Raw genomic sequence first — 16,348 nt, 5'->3', positions numbered from 1 at the left:
CCGCGGCGGTACCGGGCGCACCGGTCGAAGGGCTCGTCACGGCCGTCGCCGATCCGGCCAAACTTCCGCCGCGGCACGGCCCGTCCGGACGGGCTCTGGGACGATGGCCGGCGACCGCCCCAGCTGAGGAGCACAGTGTGAGCAAGCCACACGTGAGTTCGGCCGTCATGACCCATCCCGTACGCCTCGGTCAGGCCAAGGACCTCGCGGCCCGATTGAGGCTCGACCGCCTGGCCGTCGACCCGGACCCGGACGGCCCGCCCTCCGCCCTGCGCACCGCCGTGGTCGCCTGGGCGGCCGCGGACCCGGAGGCCGACCACCACCTGGTCGTCCAGGACGACGTCGACGCGCCCGACGAGCTCCTGGAGATCGTCGCCGAGGCAGCCGCCCGGTTCCCGGACGAGGCGCTGGTCTACTACACCAACTGGCACGCCCGGAACGGCGCCGCCGCCCGGCTCGCCGCCCTCGCCGGTGCCTCCTGGGTACGGGCGGTCCCCGACGAGTTCACCCCGTCCCTGGCCGTCTGCCTGCCCACCGCCACGGCCACCGCCTTCCGCACGTTCGCCCGTGGCAGCGACGAACGCCACGACGACGAACTGTTCTCGGTCTTCTTCCGCGGACGCGGACGGATGGGCCTGCTCGCCGTACCGAACATCGTCGAGCACATCGGCACCAGCAGCATCAACGGCCACGCGGCCCAGGGCATCCGCCTCGCCGTCTGCCCCACCCCGGCCGCCGACGCGGCCCCCCTGCTCGCCAAGGGCCGCGTCCTGGAGGAGCCGGGCTGGATCCCGTACATGCGGTACGGCGAGGGCTACATCCGGCTCGTCGGCCAGGAGCACGGCCCCGACGGCGGACGCGGCCACCACCGCTGGCGCGAGGCGCTGCCCGCGACGGGCCTCTCGGCGGAGACGGTCCGCGCCGCCCGGGACGCGCACCTGCCGGAGCGGCTCGCGGCGGAGGTGGCCCGCACCTTCGGCGACTCCTTCGCCGAAGAGCTGTGGACCCACTGCCTCCTGCTCGGCCGACAGGCCGCCCACGCGGCCCGCCGCCTCGGCCCGCCCCCGGCCGACGTCCCCGCCGCCGCCCTCGACCGGATGCGGCACTCCGCCGTCGCCACCGCGGGCCCCGCCGGCCTCCCGCCCGAGCGCCGCCCCGAGGCCGGGCCCGCCGAGGTCCGCGCGATGACCGACCTGGCCTGGAGCGCCGTCCGGGCGGGCGAACGGCTCCCCTGACCCGGGCCCGCGGGGCCCGTTCGCCGGACAGGACCTGAAAGGGTGTCTGCCCGCGTCGGGGCCGGACTATGGTTCGAGGCCGTCGTGATCGAGAACTCCCCGGATTGGCGGACGACATGGTGAGGGTCGAAGAACTGGAGGCCGTGCTGCCTTCGATGGCATGCTGGCGTGTCCCGGGCGGACGGAGCGTGGACTGGGCCGCCCTCGAAGCGGGTCTCGGGACGGCACTGCCTTCGGACTTCCGCTCTCTGGCGGAGGCGTACCCGGCACTCGTCATCGACGATTTCCTCATGGTGTCCCTTCCGGCGCCCGGCGCCGAGGCGCCCTGGGCCTCCGCGTCCAGGGACGACGAGATCCTCCAGGACCTGCACGAGATGGGCGACACCGAGGACTACGTCCCCTACCCGCAGCCGGGGGGCCTGATCTCCTGGGCGTCGTCCTCCTCGGGGGACACCTTCTACTGGAGGACCGGCCCTGCGGACCCGGATGCATGGCCCGTGGTCGTCCGCACGGACAACGCCGACTGGATCGAGTTCCCCGTCGGCGCCGTCGAGTTCCTGGCCGGCGTGTACGGACGCACCCTCGACGTGCCGGGTATGCCCGGGGACTTCCCCGGCGACGCCCCGAAGGTGCTGGGCCTGAGCGACCGCGTCGACTGAGGCGAACGGTGCGCCGTGACTTGTGCCGGCCGGCCGCCCGTCCCGGAACTCAGATGAGGTCCTCGTCGCCGGTGACGAGGGCGAGGGGCCGGCGAGCGGCACGGGGCAGGCCGAGCCGGGCCCGTGCCCGGTGGACCGAGGCGAGCTGCTCGGCGGCGCAGGGACCCCAGTCGAACAGTTCGAGGACCTGCTCGGGGGTGGCCAGCGCCCGGACGCGGGTCCGGCCGGTGGCCGGGTCGGGCCGGGAGGGGCCCACGTGCGTGAGGGCGGCGGCCATGCGGACGTGGGCACACGGCCCGCTGCCGTGACGCTCGTCCGGCAGGTGGCCGAGGAGGACCGGAGCGCTGATCCGGACGGCGGCTTCCTCGGCGGCCTCGCGGATCAGGGTGGCTGCTGGATCCCCCCCGGTCCTCGGCCTCGGGCGTACCACCGGGCAGGCGGGCGGAGCCGTTCGCGGGGTCGAGGAGCACCAGGACGCGGCCGTCGGGGGCGAACAGCCAACCCCGGCACTGCCGAACGGGCATCCCGGAGGGTACGGGCTCCGAGTGCCAGGGCCAGTGGTGGGTGGCGCGAGGCAGAGCAAAGGCGTGCACCTGGTCGAGCAGGGTGGGCGCGAGCGGCCGGCCGTCCTCAAGCAGGACGGCGCCCGCGCCGTTGGTACGGGCCCGCAGAGCGGCGAGGGCCCGTCGGGCGTCGCCGGGGGACATTAGACCGGGCAGGTCGGCGGGCTCGACGAAGTCGATGTCCGTGATCTCCCCCTCGGGGAGCACGACGGCGGCGATCCGGTCGCTGTCCCAGGTGCCGCCGTCGAAGACGTGCAGGATCTCGCCCGGGAACCGCACGGGCGCCGGCGCGTTCGCACCGTGGACGGAGACCCAGTCGACCGCCAGCCCGCGTTCGATCGCCATGCTGACACCGAGCTCCTCGTGCAGTTCGCGAGCGGCGCCGCGGGCCGGGGACTCTCCTTTGTCGAGGGCCCCTCCCGGCAGGAGACAGGTGTCGCGGTAATCGACGTGCTGGACCAGGACACGGCCCCGCTCGTCGGTGATCAGCACCGACGTGCCCACCCACAGGGCGGCTGACGCCCGATGCTCTCCGTACTCCTCGTCTGTCATCGCCGTGCCTGGTGACGCCTCAGGGCGGGGGGGGCGGGCATCTTTCCTCCGGTCGTGTCGAGGGTCCGGGGTGCGGCAGGGAGAAGGCCGGGTCCGTCGGCGAGGGCGACGGTCATCCACGGGACGGCCTCCTGCCGGTAGGAATGCCCGACGGGATCGGTGCCGCTGCGGTCGTCGAGGCTGAAGCCGGTGACCATGACCATGTCCGAGTCGTCGGCGACCGAGACGAGGTGCGTCCCGCAGCGCGGGCAGAAGCCACGGCGCAGGGTCGGCCAGGTCGCGTACCACCTCGGCTCACCACCGGGACCGGTCCACGTCAGCCCGTCCTTGCGGAAACCGACCCACAGGACGGCGGGGCCGCCGGAGATGCGCGTCTCGTGGCGGCATGAGCACAGATGCGGATCGTCCGGGACGCCTTCCACCCGGTACACGATGCTCCCGCACTGGCAGCGCCCCGTCCTCGGCGAAGGGTCCTCCCCGTCGGCGGCGGGGGTGGTTTCGCTGCCGCCGAGAGGTCCGCTCGGGCGGATGATCATGCTTCCCCCTTGGTCACGGTGATCGGGGCCGTGTACGTCAACGTGTCGCTCCTCGTGCGTAGTCGCGGTGGTGGTGGTCAGGGGCGTCGTGCGGTGCGGAGCCGGGCCAGGGTGCGGCGGCCGCGCTCCACCAGCTCGGGGTCGCCGTGGGTGGCGCCGTAGGAGATGCCGGAGACGGCATCCAGGACGGACAGGATCCTGAACCGGGCTTCTTCCGCCGGGGTGAAAGGACGGCCGTAGCCGTCCAGCACGGCTTCCAGGAGGTCGGGACGGCCGTGCCACGCATCGGAGAGCCGCACGAAGTCCCGTACCGCCGGCCCTTCTTCCGACCGTTCGAAATCGATCACATACAGGGCGTCGGCGTCTTCGTCCCAGCGCAGATTGCGCAGCTGGAGGTCGCCGTGCGTGGACACCACGTCCAAGGCGGGCAGACCGACGGCCTTCTCGGCCGCGGCACGGACGAACTCCTCGTCCCCGGGCGCGAGATGGGGCCGGGCTCCGTCCAGGTGCCGCTCCAGCTTCTCCACGGGCGGCATGCCGTCGGACGGCCGGGGCGGGGTGCCGCGGTGGATGGCCGCAGCGAGTCGCCCGATGCGGTGGAAGATCCTGCGCTGGGTCTCGGGCGGGTGGACGGCGCCGTGCAGGGATCGGCCCCCGACCGCGGTGAGTACCACGGCCCGCAGTGACGCGTCGGCGGCCACCAGGCGTGGCGCGGCCGCGCCCAGAGAGGGGACCCAGCTACGGAGGGCCGTCACCTCACGCCGGTGGAAGCGGTCGTTCTGGTGGACCTTGACGTACCAGCTGCCGCCCTCGGCACCACGCGCCCGCCAGACACGGCTTCCCTCACGGGCCCAGGAGACGTCCGTCCAGCCGGTGATCCGGCCCACCGCCCGCTCGGCGAAGGCGCGCACCGCCTCCTCCGGGACGGCGTCGCGGATGCCGCGGCCGGGGACCGGGACCAGCCGGTCGACGGCCTGGGCGTAGGCGATCGGGTCGCCGGGATCCTGGAAGTGCAGCGCGACCGGCGTGCCGGCCCGGTAGGCGTCAAGACCGGCCCGGCAGTAGGCGACCATCGGCTCCGGCAGGTCGTCGAGAGGGAACCACCCGATCGCGTCGCACTTGTCCGGTTCGATCACCTGCGGAACGCCGCGCCAGCGGCGGACCTCGAAGAAGAAGCCGACCCTCTCCTGTCCGCCCGGGGGCCGGTGGTGCACCGTGACCGCCGCGCGGACATCGGCCGGATCCACGACGAGCCCGGTCTCCTCCAGCGTCTCGCGCACGACGGCGGCGACGACGGTCTCCCGCTCCACGTGCCCCGACGGCGCATGCCACAGCCCCGCCGCGTACACGTCCCCGGCCCGCCGGGACAACAGCACCTCCGGGCCCCGCTCCCCGTCGCGGACGGCGAGCAGGTGCACGTCCACCGGCACGGTGTGCCGCCCGCCGCTCACGCGCCGCCTCCCGGACGCCGGGCGGGCAGGACAGAACGGTCGACCTCCCGCACCGTGCCCGCGAGGAGCGGGACGGCCTCGGCGGGGACACCTGGACGGAAGCGGCCGTAGCCCTCCGCCGCCGACGCGAAAGCCCTCCCGGGCCAGGGCGTCGTCATGACCGCGCCCGCCCCTCGCCGACGGCCTCGGCCGACCGGCCCGGCTTCTCCTCCGCGGGGGCGGGCTGCGCCGGCACCGACGGGTTCAGGAACTGGCGGGCCTGCAGCTCGTACATCTCGCGGAACGCACCGGCCCCGGTGGCGGGGTCCATGAGCTCGGCGAAGGTGCCGTGCTCGACGACCCGGCCCTCGTCGAGCACGTAGATGAGGTCCGCGTGCCGGACGCTGTGGAGGCGGTGGGTGATCAGGACCGTGGTCTGGCCGGAGCCGGCCAGCTGGTGGATCTGGTCGAAGACCCGCTGCTCGGCGGCGGGATCGAGCGCACTGGTCGGCTCGTCCACGATCAGGACGGTGCCGTCGCGATGCCGGGCACGGGCGAGACCGATCTTCTGCCACTGCCCGCCGGAGATCTCCTGGCCGCCCTTGTAGCCGCGGGCGAGCAGGCTGTCCAGGCCGCGCGGGAGACCCTCGATCACCTCGTCGGCTCCCGCATACGCCGCCGCCGCTTCGATGGTCCGGTCGTCCATCGCGGCGTGGCTGCGGCCGATGCCGATGTTGACGCGGGCGGTGAAGGGCCAGCGGAAGAAGTCCTGGGCGACCATCGCGACACGGTCGAAGACCTGCGCGCGGTCGGCATCGGCGGTGCTCACGCCACCCCACAGCACACGGCCGGAGTCGGGGAGCCGGGCGCCGCTCAGCAGGCGGACGAGGGTCGACTTGCCCGAGCCGTTCCTCCCGACCAGGGCGACGGTCCTGCCCCGGGGGATGACGAGGTCGACCTCGTGCAGGGACGGCTTGTCGGCGCCCGGGTAGGTGAAGGTCACCTTCTCGAAGCTGATCTGCTCCGCGTCCTCGGGCAGGGCGAGCCCGCCGGAGGGGATGGCGCGTCGGACCGCTTCCTCGCACAGCTTCTCCAGGTCGGCGACGAACAGGGCCTCCTCCTGGACGTCGGTGACGCGCAGGACCAGGTCCGTGATGCTCGCCGCTCCCGTACGGATCGCCAGCACCGCCGTGCCGGCGACGGCGAGGCCCATCTGCCCGTTCCACAACAGCAGCCCGAGGACGCCGTACGTGGCGACGGTCGCGACGCCGCGCGTCGAGTCGGCGACCATGGCCGTGCGGGCCCCGGTCCACGCGAGCCGGGTCTGCTCCCGCTCGCTGGTCTCGGCCATCTGCCGGAAGTGCTTCAAGAGGAACGGGGCCGCGTCGTGGACGCGGATCTCGGCGGCCGCCTGCTGGTTGATCAGCAGCTGGCTGATCAGCTTGGCGGCCCGGACGTGCTGGACGAAGCGGTGCCAGCTGACGTACCGGTGCCGGGCCATGGTCAGCGAACCCCACGCGCTCGGCAGCGCCATGAGGACCAGGAGCGGCAGCAGGACCGGGTGCAGGACGGTGAGCACGCCGGCCGCGGCGATCAGCGAGATGGCGGAGGTGACCACGGCGGTGCAGTAACCGACCATCCGCCGCGCCGAGTCGGCGCCCCACTGCGCGGAGTCCATCAGCTTGTGGAAGGCGTCGTCCTCGATCGCCTCCAGCTCCACCCGTGCCACCAGGCCGAGATACCGCTCGGTCGCCACCCGCTGGGCCTTCGGCTCCAGGATCCCCGTGGCGGCGGACGACGCCGACCGGCACACCGAGCCGATCACCGCGAGGACGGCCACCAGCACGAGCGAAGGCAGCGCCGCATGCAGCCGGTCCGTGATGTCGCCGGCGGCGAGCAGCTCGACGAGCAGGGAGTTGACCGCGATCAGGGACACCGCCTGGGCGACGCCGCGGACGACCTCGCTCACCGCGACCGTGGTGAACGCCCGCCGGTCGGCCTCGCGCGCCAGCCGGACCGCCACCGCGACCTGCCTCGGCAGCGAACCGGCCATCGCGCGCAGCCCCAGCTTCAGCCAGGCACCGTCATGGGCGCCCCACCCGTAGTCGTAGGTGAGCTCGCCCCCGAACAGCAGCCGCTCGGAGTCCGACGGGCTTTCCGCGGCGGCCGCCAGCGGATCACTGCCACCGCTCGTCATGCCCCCCACCTCGTATCGGGACGCGCCGCGCGGAAGCCACCGGCCGTGCGCCGCACGGGAGGGACAGCCGGAGGGAGAGGAGTTTCGAGGCAGGGCAGGGGGTACATGGAGCGCTCCGTCCAGGGGAACCGGGTGTTCGCGTGGCTCAACGACGCGACCCGGCACTTCGAACACACGTCTTTCGGACGGAGCGTCCGCCCCGCGTCGAGGGGAGCGACGAACGTGCGTGCTACATCGACCCTTACGGCACAAGAGGACGGCACTGAGGCGGACTTGGCCGAAACGCCGACGCTCAGGGAGTGCCACACGCCAGGCCGTCACGCCGCACCGGGGCCTGGCCCGGGTGTGATCCCGCTACCGGGACACGCCGTTCTCCGTACGGACGGGGAGCCGTCCCGCCGCTTCGAGCCGGGACAGCCGCCGGTGCTCCCGGTCGGCCCAGCGCCGGACCCGGTCGGGTTCCAGCGGGGTGCCGTGGCCGACGTGGAGGGCGGTGGGGTCCAGGGCGAGCATCTCGCGCAGGCTGGCGAGGTTGCGCAGCGGGTCGTCGTGGAAGGGAGGGTTGGCGGGACGGCCCCGCACGAGGCCGAAGAGGGAGGTGGCGATCAGGTCGCCGGCGACGAGGTCTCCCCCGTCGGTGAGGACGGAGACCGATCCGGCGGTGTGCCCGGGAGTGGGCATGACGCGTGCCGCGACCCCGAAGTCCTCCAGGTCGGTCTCGCCGGTCAGGACCACGTCGGGTTCGACCGGGGGGACCTCGATGTGCAGGTTCTCGCTCCTGGCCATGAGGCGGCCCGTCAGCCCGGTGGGCAGGTACGGCTCGCGGGCCCGGCCGGTGCGGTAGGGGCCGAGGTCGGCGATGTGCCCAGCGACGGGCGCCCCGGTCAGACGGCGCAGTTCGGCGGCGGAGCCGAAGTGGTCGATGTGGCCGTGGGTGAGGACGATCAGCGACACGTCGGCGGGGTCCACGCCGTGGGCGGCGACCTGGTCGTGGATCCTCCGGCCGTTGCCGGGCGTTCCCGCGTCCACGATGACGGGCCGGCGGCCCAGCAGCAGGTACGCGTTGATGTTGTGCCGGCCCATGACCGGGATGGGGACGACCTTGGTTCGGGACACGGTTCTCTCCTCGGGCATGACTGTCCTCCGCCGCGCGGTGGCCCGCGGGCGGCTGGGGGAAGGGCGGGGAGTTCAGCGGAAGCGACGCCGGTACTCGGCGGGGGTGGTGCCGAGACGGCGCCGGAAGGAACGGTGCAGGCTCTCCACGGAACCGAGGCCGCTGAGGGCGGCGATCTCGGGCAGGCCGTGGGTGCTGTCCTGGAGCAGCCGGCGGGCGGCCTCCAGACGGACGGACTCGACGTACGCGGCCGGGGTGGTGCCGGTACGCCGGCGGAACAGCCGTGCGAAGTGACGCACGCTCAGGTGCAGCCGGGTGGCCAGGGCTTCGGCGGACAGATCCTCGGTGAGGTGCTCACCGATCCACACGCGCAGGTCGTCCAGCCGGTCACCGGGCGCCGCGGGAGGCGCGAGCGGCACACTGAACTGGCTCTGGCCGCCCGCACGTTTGACGTACATGACCATCGCCCGGGCAGTGGCGAGCGCGAGTTCGGGACCGTGGTCCTCGGTGACCATGGCCAGCGCCATGTCCATCCCCGACGCGATGCCGGCGCAGGTCCACAGGCGGCCTTCCCGGATGAAGATCGGGTCCGGATCGACGGTGACGAGCGGATGGTCGGCGGCCAGCCGCGCGGCCGTCCGCCAGTGGGTCGTGGCGGAACGGCCGTCCAGCAGCCCCGCCGCGGCCAGCAGGTGCGCGCCCGAGCAGACGGAACCCAGCCGGGGGATTCCGGGGGCCGCCACGCGCAGCCAGTCGACGATCCCGCCGTCGATCACCGGCTCCACCTCGTGGTCGCGCACACGGACGGCGCCCGACACGAGCAGGGTGTCCACGTCGCCGTCCACCTCGTCCAGCGTCAGGTCGGCCATCAGCCGGATCCCGCTGGAGGTGGCCACCGGCTCGCCCCCGCCCGTCGCGATGCGGACGGTGTAGCCGGCCCGGTCGGAGCCGACGAGCCGGGTGGCCATCGAGAACACCTCGGCCGGGCCGGTGACGTTGAGCAGTTCGACGCCGGGGAAGGCCGCGAGGACGACTCTGTGGGGTGGGAGCATGTGCCGATCATTTCGCCCCGCCCCAAGGGCCGCAATGACCATGTTCTGTCAGATCCGGACACGGCGCCGCCCGGAGCGGAGGCGCTTTCACCGGCCGGTACCGCTGCGAACCACCCCGACGACACGGCGCGTGAGCGGGACGTCACGTTGCGCCGTTCATCCGTCGTTTACCGATTCTGGACGGGGCGCGGATGCACTGGTCTCTGCCATCAGGCAGCACAGCCGGAAGAGACAACCGACCGTTCTCGGGAGATCCCTATGTCCTCCGCACGACAGACGCGACAGACACGACACGCACGGAACGTACGACGCGCGGCGATCGTGATCGCCTCCGCGGGACTGGCGATCGCGAGCACCACCGCCTCCGCCTCCGCCACCACGCCCGCTCGGGCCAAGTCCGGCGCCCACTGCGTCGCCCACGTCAGCACGCACACGACCACGTGTTACGACACCTTCCGCGAGGCGATCGCCGACGCGACCGACGGCCGGGTCACCGACGCCCCCGCGGCGCCGGAGAAGGCCGCCAAGGACAAGGCGTTCGTGGCCGAGCTCAACGCCCCCGCCTCCGCCGGCGCGCGCGCCACGATGAACACCCAGGGCGGTGTCGTCGGCGCCGTCTTCTACTGGGACTGGAACTACGGCGGCGCGTCCTGGACCATGGAGATCCCCGAGAGGTGCAAGGACAACGGGACGTGGGACTGGGGCTACACCGACCTCAGCGGCTGGAACGACGCGATCAGCTCCGTGATCCCCGCGAACAACTGCTGGGTCGCGCTGTACTCGGACATCTACTACAACGGCACGAACCAGCTGTACACCAACTCCACGCCGTACGTCGGCGACGCGATGAACGACCGGGCCAGCTCGGTCCAGCTGACCTAAGGGAGTAGGGCGGGCAACCGCCTCCGCAGAGCCTGCCCGGCGGATCGGAACCGGCCCCGGCCCTGATCCGCCGGGCAGACCTCGGAGCGCAGACCTCAGCCCCCTGAGTCGAAGCGTCCGCTTCTATAGTGTGGGCGGCCTTCAGTCGACGCGGAAGCGATCGTCGACCGCGGTCGCCGGAACACAGGGGTGGAGAAACAGATGACGGATCAGCCGGTGTTCGTCCTGGGCGGCGACCTGGAGGCCCTGGAACCGGCCGCGTTCGAGACCGAGGAGGAGTTCCAGGAGCTCCTCGCGCGCCATCCTCGGGTCCTGGACTTCGGCTCGCTGGCCGACGGCCGGCCGTTGCGACTGATGCTGGTGGCGCGGGAGATGGGCGTTCCGACGAGCGCGGAGAGCGGTCCGGCGTACTGGCTGGACCACCTCTTCGTCGACGCCGACGGCGTACCCACGCTGGTGGAGGTCAAGCGGGCGAGCGATACGCGCATCCGCCGCGAAGTGGTGGGCCAGATGCTGGACTACGCGGCGAACGGGGCACGCTACTGGCCTGCGGCGCTCCTGCGGCGCTCCTTCGAGGAGACGTGCGCCGCGGACGGCCGGTCGCTGGAAGAGGCGTACGGGGAGCTGCTCGGCGACCGCTCCCCGGAAGAGTTCTGGACGACGGTCGAGGAACGCCTGGCCGCCGGACAGATGCGGCTGCTGTTCGTCGCGGACCGGATCCCGCTGGAACTGAGGGCGATCGTCGAGTTCCTGAACCGGCAGATGCGGCAGACGGACGTGTACGCGGTCGAGCTGACCCAGTACCGAGGCGACGGAGACCTTCGCGTCCTGGTCCCCCGCATCCACGGGGAGGTCGCCACGGCGGCGAAGTCTCCCTCCAGCCGCCGCACCACGGTGAAGACCACACGTGACGACATGGACACGGTGATACGGACCCGCCTCGCCCCCGCACCGAGGCGGATCGCCACCGCACTGCTGGACCACGCGGCGGCCCGGGGACGCCTGGAGGGCGGCACGGCCACCTACCCGAGCATGTCCGTCCACTACCCCGTCGCCGGCCGACAGGTACCGGTCTGGACGCTCTCCCTGTACGACACCCCCGCCAGGGAGGAGCTCGCCTTCAGCTTCCTCTCCATCACCCGTCACCTGGGCCTCGACGAAGCGGCCGCCTTCGCGGAGTCCTTGCCGACCGTTCCCGAGCTGACGAGGAAACTGGAGGCGCAACGGGAGAAGAACTACAAGGGCTGGCCATCGGTCCCTCTGACCGCCCTCGCAGCCGAACCCGACGCGGTGGAGGGGATCCTGGCCGCGATCGAGCAGCTCATGGACGGCAGGGAAGCCCCGCCTGATCGGTCGGCCTGACGGGGTCCGCCGGTGGGGTCGTCACTCGACCAGGGCGTCGTACAGCTCGGCGTCGTCGGGGATCCAGGGGAAGGCGATCGAGGGATACGCGGCCGATCTGTCCTGGAGGTCGAAGGCGAGGACGGCGTCGACGAACTCCCGGGGCGGCAGATAGCCGTGATCGAGCACGTAGTGCCCGATCACGGCGGGGGCCGCGTAGGCGGTCCCCGGCTCCCCGGGCACCCGGATCTCGCCCGTACCGACGCTGGCGCGTCGGTGCCCCGGCCGGGGCACGTACCAGGGGTGGGCGTCGTCGAGCGGTACGGGGCACAGGTCGCACTCGTGCAGACCGAGGGCCTGGTTCACGGCCTGCTCCTCCAGCACCGTCAGCAGCTTGGCCCCGAACCCCACGGGCGCCGACCCCGCGGTCCAGGGCCGTCCGGCCTCCAGCCAGCCGATGCTGAGCCGCCGATAGGCATCCCGCACGGTGACGAACCGCACGCCGGTGCCGACCTCGGTGAACACGTCGCCGTCCTCGGTGAAGGGGTAGGCGTAGGGGCTGAGATCGTCGTAGTACATGACCGCATCCCACCACTACGGGAAGGGCCAGTCGATGCCGTACAAGGCAAGTCGCGCGGTGATGCGAGGGCCCAGGCCCGGGTCCTGAAGCGGTGGGAGTGTCACGGCTGTGCGGCCGTCCGACGGGGTGCACAGGATCCGCTCGTGGTCGACGGTGAGGCCGAGGTCGGCCAGGGCGCGGGCGACGGCACGGCGGGTGGCGTCGAGGCGCAGGGGGATCTTGTCGGGCTTGCCGATGTCCGTCAGGGGCAGGGCCGGCAGGACGATCACGTCCTTGGGGGGGCGGCGCCGCGTTCGGGTACGTGTCGTGCGGCGAAGGCGATCAGTTCCCCGGGTGCGGTGTCGGCCACGTCCGGGGCGACAGAAAGCTGCCTCTCAGCCGATCAGGTGCTTGAGAGCGGCGTTAGTCCAGGTCGTCGCGGCATCGGCGGCCGGGCTGAGGTGGCCCATGCCGTAGAAGCCGTGGACGAGCCCCTCGAACCGGCGGTGCTCGACCCGTACTCCGGCGTCGCGGAGGGCTTCGGCGTACCGGTCGCCCTCGTCGAGCAGCGGGTCGAACTCCGCGGTGACGACGACCGCCGGCGCGAGACCCGCCAGGCTCTCGGCGCGAAGGGGAGCGACACGCGGGTCGGCGTGGAGGCGGGCGGCGTCGGGGGACGAGCGGGGGACGCCGAGGTACTGCTCGAAGAACCAGTGCACCTCCTCGGTGGTGAGGAAGTACCCCTCTCCGTTCTCCGTACGCGACGGGTACGCGCCCGAGACGTCGGTGCTGGGGTAGACGAGGAGCTGGGCTGCCGGGGACAGCCCGTCGGTGCGGGCCCGCTGGGCGCAGACGGCGGAGAGGGTCGCTCCGGCGCTGTCCCCGCCGATCACCAGCCGGGAGGCGTCGCCGCCGAAGTCGTCCAGGTGGTCCGCCACCCAGGTCAGGGCCGTGTACGCGTCGTCGACGGCGGCCGGGAAGTGCCCCTACGATCCGGTCTGTGCGCGATGAAGCCGTGCAAATGCCGGGAAGCATCCTGGAGCCGATGAACCCGCCGGATTCCCGCGCGCCCGATCCCGACGCCCGTTTCACGGAGCTGGACCTGGCGCTGGTCGAGGCGCTCCAGGCGGCCCCCCGTGCGCCGTGGTCCCGGATCGGCCGCGCGCTCGGCGTCGACGCGACCACCGCCGCCCGCCGCTGGGAACGCCTGCGCGCGAGTGGACTGGCCTGGGTCACCGCCTACGGCGCGGCGAAAACGACCACCGTCGCCTATGTCGACGTACGCTGCCGGCCCCGCTCCCTCGAAGCGGTCACCGAAGCCCTGAGCCGGCTGCCCTGGGTCTTCAGCGTCGACGAGACGGCAGGCGACTTCGACCTCTTCGCGTCCGTCGCGGCCGTCGACCTGCCCGCCCTGGGCCGCTCGGTCAACCGCGTCATCGGCGGCATGCGAGGGGTGCGCTCCACGCGCACACGCCTTGGCATCACCCTGTACGGCGAGGGCGGCGACTGGCGCATGCGGGCCATGGAACCCGCCGGCCGGGCGGAACTCACCGTCCCGCGCGCCTCCCGCCGCGCCGTGTACAGCGCCCACATGCACGACCGGCCGTCCCCGGAGGACCAGGCCCTGATGACGCTGCTCGGCGGCAACGGCAGGCTCGGCTACACCGAGCTCGGAGCCGCGACGGGCATGAGCGAGCACACCGCCCGCCGCAGGGTCCAACGGATGATCCGCGAAGGCGACATCACCATCCGCTGCGACCTCGCCCACCCCCTGGCGGGCCTGTCGACGACGGTCCTCTACCGCGCGACCGTCCCGCATTCCCAGGTGGAAGCCACGGGCAACGCGCTGGCGCGGATGGAGGAGGTCCGGCTGTGCGCGTCCGTCAGCGGTCCGGACAACCTGCTCGTGATGGTCTGGCTCCACGGCCTCCACGCCGTCGACCCCTTCGAAGCCGTCCTCGCGGAACGCTTCCCGCTCCTCGGGATCAAGGACCGCACGGTCGTCCTCCGCTCGCCCAAGCGCATGGGCTGGCTCCTCGACGAGTCCGGCCGCGCCACCCGGCGCGTCCCTCTCGCCCTGCCGCGGCCCTGACGGCCGGGCGGGGGAGGCCGGTCGGTGGAACGCGGCCGGTCGCCTCGGCCGTGACGACCGGTCAGGCCCGCGGGGCGCGCGGCTCCATCTGGAACTCGAAGCCGAGGGTGCCCGGGTCGAGCGCGGTCGCGCCGCCGTCGACGGTGAGCACCGCGCCGTTCACGAACGAGGCGGCGGGCGACAGCAGCCAGGCGATGGCCTCCGCGACCTCGCGCGGCTCACCGGGCCGCCCGGCGGGCAGGACCCGGGTCACCTCCTCGTACGCCGCCTCCAGACCGTTCCCGCCCAGGCCCGCCTCGTCGGCGAACCGGTTCATCCGGCGGTCGGCCATGTCGGTGCGCACCCAGCTCGGGCACACGGTGTTGGCACGCAGCCCCGCGCCCCCGTAGTCGACCGCGAGCGAGCGGCACAGCTGGAGCAGCGCCGCCTTGGAGGTGGCGTAGGCGGCGTTCCCGACGCCGCCCAGCAGGGCGGACACCGAGGCCACCGCGACCACCGCGCCGCGGGCGTCGAGCAGGTGCGGGAGCGCGGCGCGCAGCAGCAGGAACGGACCGGTGAGGTTGGTCCGCATGACCTCGTCCCAGTCCTCCGGGGTCACCTCCCCGACCCCGCCGCCCCGCCCGATGCCGGCGTTGAGCACCAGACCGTCGAGCCGCCCGTACGTGCCGACCACCGTCTCGACGAGCGAGGCCACCGCGGCGGGATCGCCGATGTCCGACGGTACGGGCAGGGCGCCGGTCTCCTCGGCGACCAGCCGCAGCGGCTCGGGGCGGCGCCCGGACACCGCCACCTTGTGTCCCGCCCGGGCCAATGACTGGGCGGTCGCCGCCCCGATCCCCGTTCCGCCCCCGGTCACCAGGTACACACGCTCGTCCGCCATGCCCGCCGCCTCTCCCGTGCCTCGCCCGCCGTGCCCCGTCCCGGTGATCTTAGGCACGCGGCCGGTGCCGGGGCGGGCCTTGGCGCGAGGGGCGACCAGGTGTCAGGGCAGACGCCCTCCGGTGCGTGGACGCGCCCCGCTCAGGACGGGTCGCGGGCTCCGCGGGGAATCGCCAGGTCCGTCAGGAGCGCCTCGCCGGGGCGGAGGTCCGTCCAGGTGCCGGACCAGGTCAGGACGGCGATCGCGGAGGTCGGGAACTTGGTCCGTACGCGGTCCAGGGCGTCCCCGACCGCCCCGCCCGCCAGCAGCAGGACCAGGTCCTCGAGGCCCGGGTTGTGCCCGACCAGGAGCAGGGTCGCGACCTCGTCGGGAACGCCGTGGAGGACATCGAGCAGTTCCGGTGCGTCCGCCCCGTACAGCCGCGGGTCGTGGCGGGTCGGCACGGGGCCGTCCAGCTCCGCGGCGGCGAGCTCCCAGGTCCGGCGGGCGCGCCGGGCAGGGGAGCACAGGGCGAGGTCGGGCAGGACGCCGCTTCCCGCCAGGAAGCTCCCGGCGGCCGGGGCGTCGCGCAGCCCGCGCGGGCCGAGGGGACGGTCCCGGTCGGCGACGCCCTCCGGCCAGGCGCTCTTGGCATGCCGCAGGACGAACAGTCGGCGCGGTCGAGCGCCGGCGGATCCGGCGCGCTCAGGAGTCTCGGTGGAGGGCGGCACGTTTCCGAGCCTAAGGGGCGGCCCGCCGGACGGCCGTAAACGCTACGGGTACGTCCGTACGTCGTCGTTGTAGTCGCGGGCCCGGTCCCGTACGAGCTCGGGCAGCGTGCCCGTCGCCAGATCCGCGAGGGTCGTGCCCTCCAGGACCTGGCGCAGACTCGTCCGCACGGCGCGCCACACATCCGGCAGGGGCGCCGCCGCGCCCTGGTACTCGAGACCCGTCAGCTTCAGGTCCCGCACGCTGACGAGCGGTCCGTCCATCGCGCGGATGACGTCGGCGAGGGTGATCTCCGCGGGCGGCCGGGTGAGGGAGTAACCCCCGTCGGGGCCGCGCACGCTGCGCACCAGATGTGCCTGCCGCAAGTCGCTCAGCACGACGAAGAGAAAGCGGCCGGGGATGTCCTGGCGGCCGGCGATGTCCTCGGCCTTGAGGGGCTGGTCGGGGGAGCAGGCCAACTCGGCCATGGCCCGGATGGCGTAGTCCGTTCGCGCTGAGATCCTCACGGACTCAATGTCTCACGAGATGCCTCACGAGAGGTGTCAGGA

17 protein-coding genes and 2 pseudogenes are annotated in these 16,348 nt (G+C 73.1%); 5 read left to right on the top strand and 14 right to left on the bottom strand.

Translation table 11 applies throughout. The features are described from left to right. Positions 1 to 137: 137 nt before the first annotated feature. Both ACH4TP_RS05900 and ACH4TP_RS05895 read left to right on the top strand, forming a co-directional pair. The gene (locus ACH4TP_RS05900; protein WP_398435972.1) at positions 138 to 1,235 is read left to right on the top strand and encodes a hypothetical protein; all 1,098 of its coding nucleotides are present in this window, start codon (positions 138 to 140) and stop codon (positions 1,233 to 1,235) included. Positions 1,236 to 1,351: 116 nt separating this feature from the next. Further along, positions 1,352 to 1,894, top strand: a complete 543-nt coding sequence (locus tag ACH4TP_RS05895; protein WP_398435971.1) for an SMI1/KNR4 family protein — start codon at positions 1,352 to 1,354, stop codon at positions 1,892 to 1,894. A gap of 49 nt (positions 1,895 to 1,943) precedes the next feature. Here ACH4TP_RS05895 and ACH4TP_RS05890 read toward each other — a convergent pair whose 3' ends face one another. From ACH4TP_RS05890 to ACH4TP_RS05855, 8 genes and pseudogenes are all read right to left on the bottom strand, one after another. After that, complete coding sequence (locus ACH4TP_RS05890; RefSeq protein WP_398435969.1) at positions 1,944 to 2,324, bottom strand: hypothetical protein; 381 nt, start codon at positions 2,322 to 2,324, stop codon at positions 1,944 to 1,946. Between the two features lie 322 nt (positions 2,325 to 2,646). Beyond that, a pseudogene (locus ACH4TP_RS05885) lies at positions 2,647 to 3,009 on the bottom strand (NUDIX domain-containing protein); the annotation flags it as partial. Next, positions 3,006 to 3,545: a GFA family protein gene (locus ACH4TP_RS05880; RefSeq protein ID WP_398435968.1), complete on the bottom strand. Its 540-nt coding sequence runs from the start codon at positions 3,543 to 3,545 to the stop codon at positions 3,006 to 3,008. The gene ACH4TP_RS05880 and the pseudogene ACH4TP_RS05885, both read right to left, overlap by 4 nt. A gap of 77 nt (positions 3,546 to 3,622) precedes the next feature. Beyond that, positions 3,623 to 4,996, bottom strand: coding sequence for a phosphotransferase (locus tag ACH4TP_RS05875; protein ID WP_398435966.1), 1,374 nt, complete (start codon positions 4,994 to 4,996; stop codon positions 3,623 to 3,625). Next, the gene (locus tag ACH4TP_RS05870) at positions 4,993 to 5,154 is read right to left on the bottom strand and encodes a hypothetical protein (RefSeq protein WP_398435964.1); all 162 of its coding nucleotides are present in this window, start codon (positions 5,152 to 5,154) and stop codon (positions 4,993 to 4,995) included. Before ACH4TP_RS05870 ends, ACH4TP_RS05875 begins: the two co-directional genes overlap by 4 nt. Next, positions 5,151 to 7,172: an ABC transporter ATP-binding protein gene (locus ACH4TP_RS05865; protein ID WP_398435962.1), complete on the bottom strand. Its 2,022-nt coding sequence runs from the start codon at positions 7,170 to 7,172 to the stop codon at positions 5,151 to 5,153. Before ACH4TP_RS05865 ends, ACH4TP_RS05870 begins: the two co-directional genes overlap by 4 nt. A 354-nt stretch (positions 7,173 to 7,526) precedes the next feature. Next, positions 7,527 to 8,288: an MBL fold metallo-hydrolase gene (locus ACH4TP_RS05860; protein WP_398435960.1), complete on the bottom strand. Its 762-nt coding sequence runs from the start codon at positions 8,286 to 8,288 to the stop codon at positions 7,527 to 7,529. A 72-nt stretch (positions 8,289 to 8,360) separates the two neighbouring features. Continuing rightward, the gene (locus tag ACH4TP_RS05855) at positions 8,361 to 9,338 is read right to left on the bottom strand and encodes a GlxA family transcriptional regulator (protein WP_398435958.1); all 978 of its coding nucleotides are present in this window, start codon (positions 9,336 to 9,338) and stop codon (positions 8,361 to 8,363) included. Positions 9,339 to 9,659: 321 nt separating this feature from the next. Here ACH4TP_RS05855 and ACH4TP_RS05850 point away from each other — a divergent pair, with 321 nt between their 5' ends. Together ACH4TP_RS05850 and ACH4TP_RS05845 are read left to right on the top strand one after the other, a co-directional pair. Beyond that, complete coding sequence (locus tag ACH4TP_RS05850) at positions 9,660 to 10,220, top strand: peptidase inhibitor family I36 protein (protein ID WP_398435956.1); 561 nt, start codon at positions 9,660 to 9,662, stop codon at positions 10,218 to 10,220. Positions 10,221 to 10,421: 201 nt separating this feature from the next. Then, positions 10,422 to 11,582 carry a hypothetical protein gene (locus ACH4TP_RS05845; protein WP_398180232.1) on the top strand — a complete coding sequence of 387 codons (1,161 nt, stop codon included), beginning with the start codon at positions 10,422 to 10,424 and terminating at the stop codon, positions 11,580 to 11,582. 21 nt (positions 11,583 to 11,603) lie between these two features. Here ACH4TP_RS05845 and ACH4TP_RS05840 read toward each other — a convergent pair whose 3' ends face one another. The 3 genes and pseudogenes from ACH4TP_RS05840 to ACH4TP_RS05830 all read right to left on the bottom strand — a co-directional run. After that, the gene (locus ACH4TP_RS05840; protein WP_398435954.1) at positions 11,604 to 12,140 is read right to left on the bottom strand and encodes a hypothetical protein; all 537 of its coding nucleotides are present in this window, start codon (positions 12,138 to 12,140) and stop codon (positions 11,604 to 11,606) included. Positions 12,141 to 12,155: 15 nt separating this feature from the next. After that, positions 12,156 to 12,410, bottom strand: coding sequence for a hypothetical protein (locus ACH4TP_RS05835; protein WP_398435952.1), 255 nt, complete (start codon positions 12,408 to 12,410; stop codon positions 12,156 to 12,158). A gap of 105 nt (positions 12,411 to 12,515) precedes the next feature. Continuing rightward, positions 12,516 to 13,091: pseudogene (locus ACH4TP_RS05830) on the bottom strand (alpha/beta hydrolase); the annotation flags it as partial. A 50-nt stretch (positions 13,092 to 13,141) separates the two neighbouring features. Between ACH4TP_RS05830 and ACH4TP_RS05825 the strand changes: the two are divergent. Further along, positions 13,142 to 14,212, top strand: coding sequence for an Lrp/AsnC family transcriptional regulator (locus ACH4TP_RS05825; protein WP_398435950.1), 1,071 nt, complete (start codon positions 13,142 to 13,144; stop codon positions 14,210 to 14,212). Positions 14,213 to 14,273: 61 nt separating this feature from the next. Here ACH4TP_RS05825 and ACH4TP_RS05820 read toward each other — a convergent pair whose 3' ends face one another. From ACH4TP_RS05820 to ACH4TP_RS05810, 3 genes are all read right to left on the bottom strand, one after another. Continuing rightward, positions 14,274 to 15,092 (bottom strand): SDR family NAD(P)-dependent oxidoreductase, encoded by an 819-nt coding sequence (locus ACH4TP_RS05820; protein WP_398435948.1) that lies wholly within the window; start codon positions 15,090 to 15,092, stop codon positions 14,274 to 14,276. A 140-nt stretch (positions 15,093 to 15,232) separates the two neighbouring features. Next, positions 15,233 to 15,802 carry a SixA phosphatase family protein gene (locus tag ACH4TP_RS05815; RefSeq protein ID WP_398435946.1) on the bottom strand — a complete coding sequence of 190 codons (570 nt, stop codon included), beginning with the start codon at positions 15,800 to 15,802 and terminating at the stop codon, positions 15,233 to 15,235. Positions 15,803 to 15,844: 42 nt separating this feature from the next. Continuing rightward, positions 15,845 to 16,306 (bottom strand): RrF2 family transcriptional regulator, encoded by a 462-nt coding sequence (locus tag ACH4TP_RS05810; RefSeq protein WP_389236356.1) that lies wholly within the window; start codon positions 16,304 to 16,306, stop codon positions 15,845 to 15,847. Positions 16,307 to 16,348 lie beyond the last annotated feature (42 nt).

Origin of the sequence: Streptomyces sp. NPDC021012 (assembly GCF_044333355.1) — a bacterium.
Lineage (GTDB): Bacteria > Actinomycetota > Actinomycetes > Streptomycetales > Streptomycetaceae > Streptomyces.
Note: the sequence above shows the minus strand (reverse complement) of the source record. Positions and strands in the feature narration are given on the sequence as shown.